The organism is Rhizobium aethiopicum (assembly GCF_900094625.1).
GTDB lineage: Bacteria > Pseudomonadota > Alphaproteobacteria > Rhizobiales > Rhizobiaceae > Rhizobium > Rhizobium aethiopicum.
In genome coordinates, this window is sequence record NZ_FMAJ01000004.1 from 62,470 (window position 1) to 76,798 (window position 14,329).

Consider the following 14,329-nt stretch of genomic DNA (forward strand, 5'->3'; position numbering starts at 1 on the left):
ACCGGCGGCAAGCGCATGGGAGGCGATTACGTGTTTGCCTCTCGCAGGGGCTGGCCAGCACCTCGCCCCCCGAGCCTGCCAAGCCTTCAGCGGCGGCGCCACAGCCGTTTCGCTGCATCGGAATGCGCGTCGCTGGCCGCCAGCGACCTTCAAAAGACATTGCCGCGCGGGCTCTCATCCGTGCAAGGCGCTTAGCCAGCTTCGCCTTTACGAGCGCGTAAGACGGCTTGAACATGAGCCTTTGGCACCTCTGCCTTTTACTTTGTAATTTCCGACATACATTAAATGCTATGTACGTTCCGCTGATTGGCACGCGGGGATTAAGGTGTTGGCGATGGCAACCGCCAATCTTCACTTTGTTGTTTTTGCTGCTTTCAGCTTGGAGCTTCGGCGCACCATCGGCGTCTGACCGCACGTCTGTCGTCCTCAAGGTGAACGGCGCCATTGGGCCTGCTATAGCTGACTACGTGGTACGAGGCATTCAGCGTGCTGGCGAACGTGAAGCGGTCTTGATCGTCCTGCAAATGGATACACCAGGTGGCCTTGACACCTCCATGCGGGAAATCATTCGCGCGATCCTTGCCTCGCCGGTGCCTGTCGCGAGCTTCGTCGCGCCAAGCGGGGCACGGGCTGCCAGCGCCGGCACCTATATTCTCTACGCAAGCCACATCGCGGTCATGGCGCCTGGCACCAATCTCGGCGCGGCGACACCAATCGCACTCGGCCTTAAGCCTTTGGGCGGTGATGAGGAACCCGAAAAAAAGCCGAACGAACCTAGCGGCAAGCAGCCGGCAGGTCCAGGCAATGCCCAGGAAGCAAAAGCGGTCAACGATGCCGTCGCTTACATTCGCGGGCTTGCGGAATTGCGCAATCGCAACGCCGACTGGGCAGAGCGTGCTGTCCGCGACGCTGCGAGCCTTTCATCCACTGCGGCAGTGCGCGAACATGCCATCGATTTCATGGCGGTCGATGTCAATGATCTCCTTGCAAAGGCACAGGGGCACGTGGTGCGGGTCGGTCAAACGGACGTCCGGCTCGATACCGCCGGTTTGGCCGTGCAGGAATTCGAGCCTGACTGGCGCACGCGGCTGCTGTCCGTCATTACCGATCCGAACATCGCAATCATCCTGATGATGGTCGGTATCTATGGCCTGATCTTCGAATTTCTCGCACCCGGGACAATGCTTCCTGGCACGATCGGCGGCATCTGCCTCCTCCTCGGTCTCTATGCCCTGGCATTGCTGCCGGTGAGTTTTGCCGGCCTTGGGCTTATTTTGCTCGGCGTAGCATTGACTGTGGCTGAGGCGCATTCACCAAGCCTCGGGGCTTTTGGCATTGGCGGCGGGGTAGCCGTGATCCTGGGAGCAACCATCTTGTTCGATACCGATATACCCGGCCTGGAGGTGTCGCGCCCCCTACTAGCCGCAATTGCAGTTGCGACTCTTGCCTTCAGTCTTGTCGTTGCTCGCCTGGCATTCACCTCGCGCTTGCGCCAGGTTGCCACCGGCGCAGAGGAGATGATTGGCATTTCCGGTAAAGTTGAGAGTTGGACGGGGCTCAGCGGGTACGTCATTGCGCATGGCGAACGCTGGAAGGCGGTTTCCGCCGAACCCCTTGTTGCTGGTGACCCTGTCAGGGTGACCGGCCGCAACGGGCTGGCGCTCGAGGTCGCCAGCCGTCCTAAGGACACTTGACGACACTCAGGAAGCAGGAGGAGAAGTCATGGATATGTTTACAGATCTTGCCTTCTATTTGGTGGCCATTTTCATTTTGGTCGCCGTCCTCGCATCCGCGGTTAAGATCCTGAGGGAATATGAACGCGGCGTCGTGTTCACGCTCGGCCGCTTTACAGGCGTCAAGGGACCCGGCTTGATTCTGCTCGTGCCCTATGTCCAGCAGATGATCCGGGTCGACTTGCGCACGCGCGTACTCGACGTGCCCAGCCAGGACGTCATCTCACATGACAATGTCTCGGTGCGTGTCAGCGCGGTAATCTATTTCAGGGTTATCGACCCCGAGAAGTCGACGATACAGGTCGAGGATTTCATGATGGCAACGAGCCAGCTTGCCCAGACGACGTTGCGCTCGGTGCTCGGCAAGCACGATCTCGATGAAATGCTGGCAGAACGCGACAGGCTCAACTCGGATATTCAGGAAATCCTTGATACTCAGACAGACGCTTGGGGAATTAAAGTAGCCACCGTCGAGATCAAACATGTGGATATCAACGAGTCGATGATTCGTGCGATTGCCCGCCAGGCGGAAGCCGAACGCGAACGCCGCGCAAAGGTCATCAATGCCGAGGGCGAACAACAGGCTGCAGCGAAGCTGCTGGAAGCGGCCGAAATTCTGGCAAAGCAGCCGGAGGCAATGCAACTTCGTTACCTGAGCACTTTGAACGTCATCGCCAGCGAGAAGGCTTCGACGATCTTATTTCCCTTCCCGATGGAGTTGGGCAATCTGATGGCCACTAAGCCGAAGTGATCGGACGGCCCTGGCGTTGATGATTGATCCAGCTTCGATGTCAACCTCGCGCAAAATGAGGTCACGGCCCAGAGAAACAGTCGGCCACGGGTTGCATGCGGCTCCGAAGGGCGTTGCCCGGGATCTCATGCGCGCGCGGCGATTTTCGAGTGGATTTCAGCCGTTCTTTCCGGCGCGACTTTGCATAAGAAGATAGCTGTCGCCATTCATCTGAAGGATATTGACGTGGTGGGTGATACGATCGACCAGTGCGCCGGTCGGACGCACGGCCCCTCATGTTTTCGTCCATACGTCAAAGGAAAGATTGCTGGTAATCAGGGTTGCACTCCATTCGCAGCGTTGCGGGATCAGCTCGAAGCACAATTCTGGGAGAGCGGCACCAGACCAGCCCATCGATGATAAGAAGCCGGTAGGTTTGACGGAACGCCGCCACCCGTGGTCTTGGCGGCTCGACTCAGATGTGCGAAGCGTTTCCCAAAGCCCCGCAGCTCAGGCACCAGGCGCTCCGGCTGATACCCACTTGCCGCTCAACGCACAGACGCTCGACCATTTCATCAAGCGTCACGTCCTTGCGGTCTTCTATCATCTCGACGACAAACGCCTCATGTGCATCAAGGACCGAGGGGCGCCGCTAACCTTCGACCGGGATGTGGGCTCGCCACTTTCGCTCTTGCGATCCAGCGAATTGCCGTCGAAATCGCAATCCCGAACCGGGCTGCCGCCTGGCGTGCAGACATGCCCGCCGCAGATGCTTTCAACACGCGTAATCGAAGATCATCGCTCAGTGCTCGTCCCATCATCCACCTCTTCCGATATGGATGTTGAATCAGCTTCGGCTCGCATCGTCACCTCACAATCGATTCATCGCATGGGAGGCGATTACGTGTTTGCCTCTCGCAGGGGCTGATCGCGGCGAACACCTCGCCCCCTGCTATGCGAGGAGACGACGCGGTTCCTCCAGCGATCGGTCGGCGTTCTCTTAGCAGGCTTTGCTGACGATATTCCCGGGCCCTGATGCCCCCATGCAACTGTGCTTGTCCATTCACTCAGCGAGGCCTAAGCAGGATCGTTGGCCCAGTCTTCGTGTCCATGGCGTATTCGGATCACGAATATAGTTCCGTGCTCCTCGATCCGGTAGACAATGAGATGGGCTTTGAACGGATGAATTCTAACTGGCGGCGAAATCTCTTCTCGCTCACGCGCCATTCGCGGATTAGCGGCAATCAGATCAAGCACGGTAAACAACTCGTCATGATACTGCCTAGCCTGTGCGGCTCCGAACACGCGCACTCCTTGTTCGGCGATCGCAATGATGTCCTCTTCTGCTTCGACTGAAAGGTCAAAGCGCATTATCTGCTGCCGCGCGTTTCTGCACGTGCAACTGCCGCGGCAAAGAGTTCGTCCTTCGACCGGCTGCCAATACCGCTTTTAAAACCGTCATCAACGAAACGTTGCATGGCGGCAACCTTATCACTGCGAATTTGGTCCCTCCGGATCAGGTCGCGCACATAGTCACTCGCATTGGAATATCGCCCGCTCTTTGCTTGTGCCTCAACCCAATCTTTCATCGGGTCCGGAAGCGATACGTTCATCGTAGCCATTCGAGCCTCCATGGTGCGAGTAGGCTATCTGGACTTGGCAAAGTTTGTCAATCGGCTAGACGAACGGCGATCTGTGTCATGTCCAGGGATTGCCGCCTACGCGATGACAAAGTCAGCGATTCAGGGAATGGCGGGGGTAGTCGGCCTGTGTCCGTGTGACGCTGATCCTCGTGCGACAGGTCGGGCTCTTGCCCTTGTGGGCGAAGCTTTTCGGCATCGGCACGGCCTTATTCCGGTCTCAGTTGATGGGATCCGAACCGGCAGACGCCACCCCTGATCTTGGCAGCCCGACTCAGATGTGCAGGGCGCTTCCCAAAGCTTTGAGTGCCGCCTCCATCACCGCTTCACCGCGGGTCGGATGCGCGTGAATTGTGCCGGCGATGTCTTCCAGGCGCGCACCCATTTCGATTGCCAGCGCAAAAGCTGCCGAAAGTTCGGAAACCCCTGCCCCCACCGCCTGCAGCCCGAGAACGAGATTGGTGTCGGCGCGGGCAACGACGCGCACAAAGCCCTCTTCGGAGAGCATCGTCATGGCGCGCCCATTGGCGCTGAAAGGAAACTGGCCGATACGGATCTCATATCCCTGCGCCTGCGCCTCCGCCGGCGAGAGACCGGCGCTGACGATCTCAGGATCGGTGAAGCAGATGGCGGGGATACATCTTTTGTCCCAGGCGCGCTTCTTGCCGGCGATGATCTCAGCCACCATCTCGCCTTGCGCCATCGCCCGATGAGCCAGCATCGGCTCGCCGGTCACGTCGCCGATCGCATAGACGCCGCGCATCGAGGTGCGGCAACGATCATCGATCCTCAGATAGGGGCCAGCGCGATCGAGATCGAGCTCTTCGAGACCGGAACCTGCCGTTCGGGGGCGGCGGCCTACAGTGACAAGGATGCGATCCGCCGGCAGTGTCTCACGCCGGCCGTCTGACGTTTCAACGATCAATGCCTCGCCATCATCGGCAAGGCCTGTCGCCTTCGCGCCTGTGAGCACCCGAATGCCACTTTCGGTGAGCTTGCGCAGGACGGGCCGCACGAGTTCGGCATCATATTGCGGCAGCACCTGCGGCATCGCCTCGACGACCGTTACCTGCGATCCCATTTTGGCAAAGGCCGTGCCGAGTTCCAGGCCGATATAACCGCCGCCGACGACGACGAGCTTTTTCGGCAGCTCCGTCAGCGACAGCGCCTCGGTCGAGGAAATGACGCGGCCGCCGAATGGCAGGTTGGCAAGCTCGACCGGATCGGAGCCTGTGGCGATCACTACGGTCTCGGCGCGGATGACCTGCTGGCCGGTTTCGGTCTCCACCTCCACCGTCTTGCCGTCACGGAAATGGGCGCGGCCGTGGACGATCTTGACCCGCGCCTTCTGCAACAGACCCGAAACGCCGCCTGTGAGCCGGCCGACAATGCCGTCCTTCCAGGCGATCGTCCTTGCGAGATCGATCGAGGCGCCTTCGATGCGGATGCCCATCGGGTTCTTGCCGGCGAGCATCTTCTGCGTGCCGTCGAACTCCTCCGCGGCATGGATCAGTGCCTTGGAGGGTATGCAGCCGACCGTCAGGCAGGTGCCGCCCGGCTTGCCGGCCTCGACGATGACGGTATCGATGCCGAGCTGCCCGGCGCGGATGGCGCAGACATAACCGCCCGGACCGGCGCCGATGACGAGGAGCTTGCAGACAATTTCTTTCATGGCTCAGCCTTCGATGAAAATGAGCGCCGGCGTTTCGATGAGCGTGCGGATGCGCTGGACGAAGGTCGCCGCATCCCAGCCGTCAATGATGCGATGATCGAAACTGGAGGAGAGGTTCATCATCTTGCGCGGCACGAACTGGGTGCCGTCCCAGACCGGTCGCGTGGCGAGCTTGTTGACGCCGATGATCGCCACCTCGGGATGATTGATGACGGGCGTAGATACGATGCCGCCGAGCGCTCCGAGCGAGCTGATGGTGATGGTGGAGCCGGAAAGCTCATCGCGCGTCGCCATGCCCGAGCGCGCCGCCTCCGCCAGCCGGACCATCTCGGCGGCGCAATCCCAGACGCCGCGTGCTTCCGCATGTCGCACCACCGGTACGGTCAGGCCGGCCGGCGTCTGCGTGGCGATGCCGATATGCACGGCACTATAACGCGTGATGATGCCGGCATCGTCGTCGAAGGTGGCGTTGACCGCGGGCTGCTCGGCGATCGCCTTGACCAGCGCCCGCATCAGGAAGGGCAGTACCGTCAGTTTCGGATGGCCTTCCCTGCGGTCGCCGTTCATGGTGGCGCGCAGCTCTTCCAGCGCGGTCATGTCAACCTCCTCCACATAGGTGATGTGGGGAATGCGGGAGGTCGACAGCACCATTTTCTCGGCGATCCGGCGGCGCAGGCCGGTGAGCTTGATCTCCTCAGTCGCCGTCTTCCTGGCGACCCCCCCCTTGACCGGTGCGGGAGCGGTTTCCTGAGCCAGAAATTGCTCGACATCTTCGCGCAGGATACGCCGGGCCGGGCCGCTGCCCTGGACCTGCCTGAGATCGACCCCGTTTTCCCTGGCGAAGAGCCGAACGGAGGGAGCGGCCAGAGGCTTTTCGGCGGGTGGTGCGCCAACGGGTGGTGCGGCAGGCGCCGGCGGCGCCGGGACGGGCTTGGCAATTTCGGTCTTGGCGGTTTCGGCAACCGGCGTCTGCGCAACTGGCGCCGGCTGAGCCTCGACACTATCGCCGGCTGTCTCGATCCGCACCAGCGGCGCCTTCACCGCAATACGATCTCCGATCTCGCCGGCGAGCCAAATGACCGTGCCCTCGACGGGAGAGGGAATTTCCACTGTGGCCTTGTCGGTCATGACGGCGGCAATCACCATGTCCTCGCGGACGGGATCTCCGGTCTTCACGTGCCATTCGACAAGCTCGGCCTCGGCCACCCCTTCCCCGACATCGGGCATTTTGATGATGAATTCGCCCATGGCTCAGGCCTCCAAGACTTCGGCAAGCGCCCGCCCGACCCGGCCGGGACCGGGGAAATAGTCCCATTCCTGCGCATGCGGATAGGGCGTATCCCAGCCGGCGACCCGCACGACCGGGGATTCGAGATGATAGAAGCAATGTTCCTGCACCAGGGACACGACTTCGCCGCCGAAGCCCGACGTCAAGGTCGCCTCATGGACGACGACGCAGCGGCCCGTCTTGGTGACCGATTTGACGATCGTATCGAGATCGAGCGGCAGCAGGCTTCTCAAATCAATCACCTCGGCATCGACGCCAGTGTCCTCGGCCGCCGCCAGCGCCACATGCACCATCGTGCCGTAGGCAACGACTGTTACCGCCGATCCCGCCCGCCGCACCTCGGCCTTGCCGATCGGGATGGTGTAATGGCCGTCCGGCACCTCGCCGAGATCATGTTTCGACCAGGGTGTGACCGGCCGTTCGTGATGGCCGTCGAAGGGGCCGTTGTAAAGCCGCTTCGGCTCCAGGAACATGACAGGATCAGGATCCTCGATCGCTGCGATCAGCAGCCCCTTGGCGTCATAGGGATTGGAAGGCACGATCACCTTCAATCCGCAGACATGGGTGAAGAGCGCCTCCGGACTCTGGCTGTGCGTTTGGCCGCCGAAGATGCCGCCGCCAGTCGGCATACGCACGACGATCGGGCAGGTGAAATCGCCGTTCGACCGATAGCGGATGCGCGCCGCCTCCTGCGTCAGCTGATCATAGGCGGGATACATGTAATCGGCGAACTGGATCTCTACACAGGGCTTCAGCCCGTAGGCTGCCATGCCGATCGCCGTGCCTACGATACCGGACTCGCTGATCGGCGTGTCGAAGCAGCGCGTCCTGCCATATTTTGCCTGCAGGCCCTGGGTGCAGCGGAAGACGCCGCCGAAATAGCCGACATCCTCGCCGAAGACCACGACATTGTCGTCCTTCGCCATCGACACGTCCATGGCGCTGCGCACGGCCTCGATCATCGTCATCCTGGCCATATCAGTACCCCGCCTTCTGCCGCTGGCGGCGAATATGCGCCGGCATCTCGGCATAGACGCCCTCGAAAATGTCGCGCACCGAAGGCCTGCCGCCGGCATGCAGCGTGCCGTGCGCCTCGGCCTGGCGCTGCGCCTCGATCACCTCGTCCATGATTTCGGCTTCGGCCTGCACATGCCGCTCCTCCGACCAGATGCCCTTGACGATCAGATGTTTCTTCAGCCGCAGCACCGGGTCGCCGAGCGGCCAGGCTTCCGATTCCGTCTTCGGCCGGTAGGCGCTCGGATCGTCGGAGGTCGAATGTGCGCCGACGCGATAGGTGACATGTTCGATCAGCGTCGGCCCCAGATTGCGCCGGGCGCGATCAGCCGCCCAGCGGGCGACGGCATGGACGGCGAGATAATCGTTCCCGTCGACCCTGAGGGCCGGAATGCCGAAGCCAAGGCCGCGGGCGGCAAAGGTGCCGGAGCCGCCGCGGGCAATTCCCTGGAAGGTGGAGATCGCCCACTGATTGTTGACGATATTGAGGATCACAGGTGCCTTGTAGGTCGAGGCGAAGACCAGCGCCGAATGGAAGTCGGATTCCGCCGTCGATCCGTCGCCGATCCAGGCCGCGGCAATGCGGCTGTCGTTCTTGATCGCCGAGGCCATCGCCCAACCGACGGCCTGTACATATTGGGTAGCGAGATTGCCCGAGATGGTGAAGAAGCCGTGTTCCTTGGAGGAATACATGATCGGCAGCTGCCGGCCGTGCAGCGGATCGCTCTCGTTCGAGTAGATCTGGTTCATCATCTCGACCATCGGATAGTCGTCGGCAATCAGGAGGCCTGCCTGGCGATAGGTCGGGAAATTCATGTCTCCCTTGTTGAGCGCCTTGCGGAAGGCGCAGCTGACGGCCTCTTCGCCGAGATGCTGCATGTAGAAGGAGGTCTTGCCCTGGCGCTGCGCCATCAGCATGCGGGCATCGAAGGCGCGCAGCTTCATCATGTTGCGAAGCCCGGTCAGCAGCTCCTCATCGGTGAGCGATCCGGCCCAGGGACCGACGGCCTCGCCATCACGATTCAAGACGCGGATAATGGAATAGGCGAGATCGCGGATGTCCTCGGATGCGACATCGACCTCCGGCCGCGGCACGGAACCGGCCTTGGCGATCTTGACGTTGGAAAAATCGGGCTGGCCGCCCGGGCGGACGGCGGGTTCGGGGACATGCAGGCTCAAATGAGCAGAATCCACCATGCTTTTCTTTCCTCCCTATGCCAGCCGTGCCCCCTCCCCGGAAGCACGGCCGGATGTGGTTCTATAGATTGCGGGCGATCACCATGCGCTGCACGTCGCTCGTTCCCTCATAGATCTGGCAGATGCGCACATCGCGGTAGATGCGCTCGACCGGATAATCGGCCATGTAGCCATAACCGCCGTGAATCTGGATTGCGTCCGAGCAGACGCGCTCCGCCATCTCCGAGGCAAAGAGCTTCGCCATCGAAGCTTCCGCTAGGCAGGGCAGCCCGGCTTCCCTGAGGGCGGCGGCATGAAAGACGAGCTGGCGCGCCGCCTCGATCCGCACCGCCATGTCGGCAAGGCGGAAGGCAACGGCCTGGTGCTCGAAAATCGGCTTGCCGAAAGCCGTTCGTTCCTTGGCGTAGTCACGCGCCGCCTCGAAAGCTGCCCGCGCCATGCCGACGGCTTGCGCCGCAATGCCGATCCGCCCGCCCTCGAGATTGGCAAGCGCGATACGATAACCTTCGCCTTCTCCACCGAGCCTCAGCTCCGCAGGAATGCGCATGGCGTTAAAGGCGATCTGGCAGGTATCGGTGGAATGCAGCCCGAGCTTTTCCTCGATGCGGATCACCTCGTATCCCGGCGTCTCCGTCGGCACGATGAAGGCGGTGATGCCCTTCTTGCCGGCGTCGGGGTCGGTGACGGCGAAGACGATGATCACATTGCCGTTCTTGCCCGAGGTGATGAACTGCTTGGCGCCGTCAATCACGTAGTGGTCGCCGTCACGCCGGGCCCGGGTCTTCAGGTTCGAGGCATCGGAACCGGCCTGCGGTTCGGTGAGCGCAAAGCCGCCGATCCATTCGCCGGTCGCAAGCTTCGGCAGGAAGCGCTGCCGCTGCTCCTCGGTGCCGAATTTCAGGATCGGCACGCAACCGACGGAGCTGTGCACGCTCATGATCGTCGAACAGGGCCCGTCGCCCGCGGCAATCTCCTCGAGTGCCGCAGCATAGGCGACGACACCCGTATCCGAGCCACCATAGGCTTCCGGCACCAGCATGCCGAGCAGCCCGAGTTCGCCCATCTCCTTCAGCTCCTCGCGCGGGAAAAGATGCTCCCGGTCGCGTTTGGCCGCGCCCGGCGCCAGCCGGTCGCGGGCAAAGTCGCGGGCGAGATCCGAAATCTGCTGCTGGAGTTCGGAAAGGATCATATGGCTTCTCCCCTCCGCCTAGTGCCGTTCGATGGCGACGGCGGTCGCCTCGCCGCCGCCGATGCAGAGTGCCGCCATGCCGCGCTTCAGGTCATAGCGCTCCAAAGCTGCAAGCAGCGTCACCAGAATCCGGGCTCCCGATGCGCCGATCGGATGGCCGAGCGCGCAGGCGCCGCCATGCACGTTCACCTTTTCATGCGGCAGGTCGAGATCGCGCATCGCCGCCATGGCGACGACGGCGAAAGCCTCATTGATTTCGAAGAGGTCGACGTCGGAAAGCGCCAGGCCGGTCCGATCCGACAGCTTCTGCAGCGCGCCGATCGGCGCGGTGGCAAAAAGATTGGGCGCTTGTGAGTGGGTGGCATGGCCGAGGATGGTGGCGAGCGGGGTCAGGCCGCGATGCTCCGCCTCGGAGCGGCGCATCAGCGCGAGCGCTGCCGCGCCATCTGAGATCGAGCTGGAATTGGCGGCGGTCACGGTGCCGCCGTCGCGGAAGGCGGGCTTCAGCGTCGGGATCTTGTCGGGCTTGGCCCTGCCCGGCTGTTCGTCGCGGCTCGCCACCTGCTCGGTTTTCCCCGACCTGACCGTGACCGGCACGATCTCGCTTTCGAAACTGCCGTCCGCGATCGCCTTCTGCGCCCGGGTCAGAGAGGCGATGGCGTAATTATCCTGCGCCTCGCGCGTGAACTGATAGGCCTCGGCGCAATCCTCCGCGAAGCTGCCCATCAAGCGCCCCTTGTCATAAGCATCCTCCAGCCCGTCGAGGAACATGTGATCCACGACACGCCCATGGCCGAGCCTGTAGCCGCCGCGGGCCTTGTCCAGGAGATAGGGCGCATTCGTCATGCTTTCCATGCCGCCTGCAAGCGCGATCGAAGCACTGCCGGCAGCGATCAGGTCGTGCGCCATCATCACCGCCTTCATGCCCGAGCCGCACATCTTGTTGACGGTGCTTGCCCCTGTCGCAAAGGGCAGGCCGGCGCCGATCGCCGCCTGGCGCGCCGGCGCCTGGCCAAGGCCCGCCGGCAGGACGCAGCCAAAGACGACCTCCTCGATCGCCTCGGCCGCGATATGGCTGCGCTCAAGTGCTGCGCGGATCGCGGCTGCTCCGAGCTCCGGCGCTGTCGCCTCCTTCAGCTCTCCCTGCAAACTGCCGATCGGCGTGCGCGCCGCACCGACGATGACGATAGGATCCTGCGAAACCATCTTTCCTCCTTGGGCGTCACGCTTAACGCGCGCCCATCCGCAATGCGCCGTCGAGGCGGATGACCTCGCCGTTCAGCATGTTGTTTTCAAACATATGGCGCACCAGCGCAGCAAATTCAGCCGGCCGGCCGAGCCGCGGCGGAAAGGGCACGCTCTGGCCGAGTGCCGCCTGAACTTCGGCCGGCATGCCTGCCATCATCGGCGTCTCGAAGATGCCGGGCGCGATCGACACGACGCGAATGCCGTGACGGGCAAGCTCGCGGGCGATCGGTAATGTCATCGCCGCCACCCCGCCTTTGGAGGCGGCATAGGCGGCCTGGCCGATCTGGCCGTCGAAGGCGGCAACCGAGGCCGTATTGACAATGACGCCGCGTTCGCCTTCGCCATCCGGCTCCGCACTCTTGATCGCCGCGGCGGCAAGCCGGATCATATTGAAGGTACCGATGAGATTGATGCCGACGGTGCGCGCAAAACTCTCCAGCCGGTGCGGACCGTCGCGGCCGATCACCTTTTCAGCCGGCGCCACGCCGGCGCAATTGACCAGCCCGCGCACGCTGCCGAAGGCTTCGAGCGCTGCGGCGACCACGGCTGCTCCCGCCTCGCCGTCGCTCACATCGGCCTTGACGAAGCGGGCCTCGCTGCCGAACTCCCGAGCGATACCCTCGCCCGCCTCAACATTGAGATCGGCGATCGTCACGCGCCCGCCGGCCTCGACGAACATGCGTGCGGTCGCCGCACCCAACCCGGAGCCGCCTCCCGTCACGATGAAACTTGCGCCGCGGATCAGCATGGATCTCTTCTCCTCGCCGCCGGCCATCTCCTCCAGACATTGCCGGCAGACAGGATTCTATGCGCTCAGCCTATTGCAAGCGATGACAGAACTGCTCCATTATTTCGGCCAGTTTTGCCATAGCGGGGTTGGAATGGCCGAGATCGAGCGACGCATGATCGCACCGGGCTTCGTCGAGGAGGCGCTCGACAGCCTGCGGCGGCTCGGCAAGCCGACGGCGCCGATCCTTGCGCGGGTCGGCTTGCCGGCGGTTGTCGATCAGCCGGTGTCTGCCGAGACCTATGGCGCGCTCTGGCTGGCAATTGCCGCCGAGCTTGACGACGAATTCTTCGGCATGAGCGGCCGGCCGATGCGCAGCGGTAGCTTCACGCTGCTCTGCCACTGCGTGCTGCATGCGCCGACGCTTGGTCAGGCGCTACGCCGGGCGCTGCGTTTTCTCGATGTCGTGCTCGACGATCCCAGAGGACGGCTTGTCATCCGCGACGGTCTGGCCGAGATCGAACTCAGGGATGCCGGCAGCGCGCGCTCGGCCTTCGCCTACCGCACCTACTGGATCATCCTGCACGGCATCATCTGCTGGCTGGTCGGCCGCCGCTTCCCGATCCGGCTCGTCGATTTCCGCTGTGCCGAGCCGAAACAAGGCGCCGACTACCGACTGTTCTTCGGGGCGCCAGTGCGCTTCTCGCAAGCCATCAGCCGCCTCGGCTTCGACAGCGTCATGCTGGACCTGCCGATTTCACGCAGCGAACAGGCGCTTAAACAGTTCCTGCGCGGCGCGCCCGCCAATATTCTGGTGCGCTATCGCTACGACGCCGGCATCGCCGCCGCTGTGCGCCGGCGCTTGAGCCAGGCAACGCCTGCTGCTTGGCGAAGTTTCGCCGAACTTGCCGCCGAGATGCGCATGCGGCCTTCAACGCTGCGCCACCGCTTGCACGACGAAGGACAAAGCTACGCCGCGATCAAGGACGACATCCGCCGGGACCTCGCGGTCGAATTACTGCTGAATACCTCGAAAACGATCGGCGAAATCGCCCTGCAGCTCGGCTATTCCGAACACAGCGCCTTCTTTCGCGCCTTCCGGAAATGGATGGGCAAAAGCCCCGAGGCATTCCGGCGAGAGGATGCGGAGAATTCAACATAGATCACTCGAGACGCTTAACCCCACCCGACTGACTTCGCGCCTTCGAGAACATGGCGGCAATCTTCATCATAAAGGATTTGCTGAAGCGACCGAGGGCCTGTTGATGAGGCTCGATGTACCAGGAGTGCTCGACGATGTCGTAATTGTATTCGTCAACGACGATCCAGCTCTGCTTGAGATCTCCAAGACCGGCCCGTCGGCGCTCGATATCGGGGATTTCCAGGGGCAACCCTCCCCGGCTGCGGCGGTGGGGTAATTGCCAGCAGGACGAGGTGCGTATTTCCATCACTGGCACTGCGGATTGCAATCACGACACAGACCGGCCGCTGTTTCGTCCCTCAGTCTCGCCACGTTGCTGCTGCCATGCCCAGAGATAGGGATAGATTATCAGCTCGCCAGGACGAACTCATGTCTCATCGTCGTAGCCTTCGCCCTTTGCCAGCCGCTCAACATCACCAAACAACTCGGCATGCGCGCCCGGCATCTCCGAGGCGGCATGGGCGCGGCGCGGATCTGTGCCACTGCGCAGGCGCTCATAATGCTCATAACTCATCAGCACAAAACGCGGCTTGTTGTGGCGGGTAAGAACGACCGGTTCGCGGCTTGCGGCATCGGTGACGTCACCGACCTGTTTGTTGAGATCACCCGTGTCGCATCGAATAGTGTCTCCTATTTGATTTCCATATATTCCATGATTTCCATATTTCTAGAAAATGGAGTCTTATACCC

Annotated in this window: 14 protein-coding genes and 2 pseudogenes; 3 read left to right on the forward strand and 13 right to left on the reverse strand. The window is 62.3% G+C overall.

The annotated features are described in order from the left end of the window. The first annotated feature begins 290 nt into the window (after nucleotides 1-290). Nucleotides 291-1,694 carry an NfeD family protein gene (locus tag GA0061105_RS10080; RefSeq protein ID WP_092749867.1) on the forward strand — a complete coding sequence of 468 codons (1,404 nt, stop codon included), beginning with the start codon at nucleotides 291-293 and terminating at the stop codon, nucleotides 1,692-1,694. Between the two features lie 28 nt (nucleotides 1,695-1,722). Beyond that, a complete protein-coding gene (locus GA0061105_RS10085; RefSeq protein ID WP_092749869.1) occupies nucleotides 1,723-2,484 on the forward strand; it encodes a slipin family protein in 762 nt (253 codons plus the stop codon). Nucleotides 2,485-2,640: 156 nt separating this feature from the next. Here the strand turns inward: GA0061105_RS10085 and GA0061105_RS33305 are convergent. The 11 genes and pseudogenes from GA0061105_RS33305 to GA0061105_RS10135 form a co-directional block, all read right to left on the reverse strand. Continuing rightward, nucleotides 2,641-2,850, reverse strand: a pseudogene (locus tag GA0061105_RS33305) (ATP-binding protein); the annotation flags it as partial. A gap of 133 nt (nucleotides 2,851-2,983) precedes the next feature. Continuing rightward, nucleotides 2,984-3,281 (reverse strand): annotated as a pseudogene (locus GA0061105_RS10090) (helix-turn-helix domain-containing protein); the annotation flags it as partial. 259 nt (nucleotides 3,282-3,540) lie between these two features. Further along, nucleotides 3,541-3,834 carry a type II toxin-antitoxin system RelE/ParE family toxin gene (locus GA0061105_RS10095; protein ID WP_092749871.1) on the reverse strand — a complete coding sequence of 98 codons (294 nt, stop codon included), beginning with the start codon at nucleotides 3,832-3,834 and terminating at the stop codon, nucleotides 3,541-3,543. Then, the gene (locus GA0061105_RS10100) at nucleotides 3,834-4,085 is read right to left on the reverse strand and encodes a type II toxin-antitoxin system ParD family antitoxin (protein ID WP_092749873.1); all 252 of its coding nucleotides are present in this window, start codon (nucleotides 4,083-4,085) and stop codon (nucleotides 3,834-3,836) included. Before GA0061105_RS10100 ends, GA0061105_RS10095 begins: the two co-directional genes overlap by 1 nt. Nucleotides 4,086-4,377: 292 nt before the next feature. Further along, on the reverse strand, nucleotides 4,378-5,775 hold the full coding sequence (gene lpdA, locus GA0061105_RS10105; protein ID WP_092749875.1) for a dihydrolipoyl dehydrogenase: 1,398 nt from the start codon (nucleotides 5,773-5,775) through the stop codon (nucleotides 4,378-4,380). Between the two features lie 3 nt (nucleotides 5,776-5,778). After that, the gene (locus GA0061105_RS10110; RefSeq protein ID WP_092749877.1) at nucleotides 5,779-7,023 is read right to left on the reverse strand and encodes a dihydrolipoamide acetyltransferase family protein; all 1,245 of its coding nucleotides are present in this window, start codon (nucleotides 7,021-7,023) and stop codon (nucleotides 5,779-5,781) included. 3 nt (nucleotides 7,024-7,026) lie between these two features. Further along, nucleotides 7,027-8,040, reverse strand: a complete 1,014-nt coding sequence (locus GA0061105_RS10115) for an alpha-ketoacid dehydrogenase subunit beta (protein ID WP_064695226.1) — start codon at nucleotides 8,038-8,040, stop codon at nucleotides 7,027-7,029. Between the two features lies 1 nt (nucleotide 8,041). Beyond that, the gene (locus tag GA0061105_RS10120) at nucleotides 8,042-9,274 is read right to left on the reverse strand and encodes a 3-methyl-2-oxobutanoate dehydrogenase (2-methylpropanoyl-transferring) subunit alpha (RefSeq protein ID WP_064695227.1); all 1,233 of its coding nucleotides are present in this window, start codon (nucleotides 9,272-9,274) and stop codon (nucleotides 8,042-8,044) included. A 61-nt stretch (nucleotides 9,275-9,335) separates the two neighbouring features. After that, on the reverse strand, nucleotides 9,336-10,463 hold the full coding sequence (locus GA0061105_RS10125; RefSeq protein ID WP_092749879.1) for an acyl-CoA dehydrogenase family protein: 1,128 nt from the start codon (nucleotides 10,461-10,463) through the stop codon (nucleotides 9,336-9,338). 18 nt (nucleotides 10,464-10,481) lie between these two features. Continuing rightward, nucleotides 10,482-11,669, reverse strand: coding sequence for an acetyl-CoA C-acyltransferase (locus GA0061105_RS10130; RefSeq protein WP_092749881.1), 1,188 nt, complete (start codon nucleotides 11,667-11,669; stop codon nucleotides 10,482-10,484). Between the two features lie 22 nt (nucleotides 11,670-11,691). Next, a complete protein-coding gene (locus GA0061105_RS10135) occupies nucleotides 11,692-12,459 on the reverse strand; it encodes an SDR family NAD(P)-dependent oxidoreductase (protein WP_092749883.1) in 768 nt (255 codons plus the stop codon). 82 nt (nucleotides 12,460-12,541) lie between these two features. On the opposite strand from GA0061105_RS10135, the gene GA0061105_RS10140 reads away from it, so the two are divergent. Beyond that, nucleotides 12,542-13,600: an AraC family transcriptional regulator gene (locus GA0061105_RS10140; protein ID WP_092750334.1), complete on the forward strand. Its 1,059-nt coding sequence runs from the start codon at nucleotides 12,542-12,544 to the stop codon at nucleotides 13,598-13,600. A 1-nt stretch (nucleotide 13,601) separates the two neighbouring features. On the opposite strand, the gene GA0061105_RS10145 is transcribed toward GA0061105_RS10140, so the two are convergent. Together GA0061105_RS10145 and GA0061105_RS10150 are read right to left on the reverse strand one after the other, a co-directional pair. Continuing rightward, nucleotides 13,602-13,886: a hypothetical protein gene (locus GA0061105_RS10145; RefSeq protein WP_425348758.1), complete on the reverse strand. Its 285-nt coding sequence runs from the start codon at nucleotides 13,884-13,886 to the stop codon at nucleotides 13,602-13,604. A 120-nt stretch (nucleotides 13,887-14,006) separates the two neighbouring features. After that, nucleotides 14,007-14,261, reverse strand: coding sequence for a type II toxin-antitoxin system prevent-host-death family antitoxin (locus GA0061105_RS10150; protein WP_092749885.1), 255 nt, complete (start codon nucleotides 14,259-14,261; stop codon nucleotides 14,007-14,009). Nucleotides 14,262-14,329: the final 68 nt, after the last annotated feature.

Coding starts and splice junctions, on each gene's coding strand:
- GA0061105_RS10140 (WP_092750334.1), top strand. CDS start 12,542: ATGACAGAACTGCTCCATTATTTCGGCCAGTTTTGCCATAGCGGGGTT.
- GA0061105_RS10080 (WP_092749867.1), top strand. CDS start 291: ATGTACGTTCCGCTGATTGGCACGCGGGGATTAAGGTGTTGGCGATGG.
- GA0061105_RS10100 (WP_092749873.1), bottom strand. CDS start 4,085: ATGGCTACGATGAACGTATCGCTTCCGGACCCGATGAAAGATTGGGTT.
- GA0061105_RS10110 (WP_092749877.1), bottom strand. CDS start 7,023: ATGGGCGAATTCATCATCAAAATGCCCGATGTCGGGGAAGGGGTGGCC.
- GA0061105_RS10130 (WP_092749881.1), bottom strand. CDS start 11,669: ATGGTTTCGCAGGATCCTATCGTCATCGTCGGTGCGGCGCGCACGCCG.
- GA0061105_RS10120 (WP_064695227.1), bottom strand. CDS start 9,274: ATGGTGGATTCTGCTCATTTGAGCCTGCATGTCCCCGAACCCGCCGTC.
- GA0061105_RS10115 (WP_064695226.1), bottom strand. CDS start 8,040: ATGGCCAGGATGACGATGATCGAGGCCGTGCGCAGCGCCATGGACGTG.
- GA0061105_RS10145 (WP_425348758.1), bottom strand. CDS start 13,886: ATGGAAATACGCACCTCGTCCTGCTGGCAATTACCCCACCGCCGCAGC.
- lpdA (WP_092749875.1), bottom strand. CDS start 5,775: ATGAAAGAAATTGTCTGCAAGCTCCTCGTCATCGGCGCCGGTCCGGGC.
- GA0061105_RS10135 (WP_092749883.1), bottom strand. CDS start 12,459: ATGCTGATCCGCGGCGCAAGTTTCATCGTGACGGGAGGCGGCTCCGGG.
- GA0061105_RS10085 (WP_092749869.1), top strand. CDS start 1,723: ATGGATATGTTTACAGATCTTGCCTTCTATTTGGTGGCCATTTTCATT.
- GA0061105_RS10095 (WP_092749871.1), bottom strand. CDS start 3,834: ATGCGCTTTGACCTTTCAGTCGAAGCAGAAGAGGACATCATTGCGATC.
- GA0061105_RS10125 (WP_092749879.1), bottom strand. CDS start 10,463: ATGATCCTTTCCGAACTCCAGCAGCAGATTTCGGATCTCGCCCGCGAC.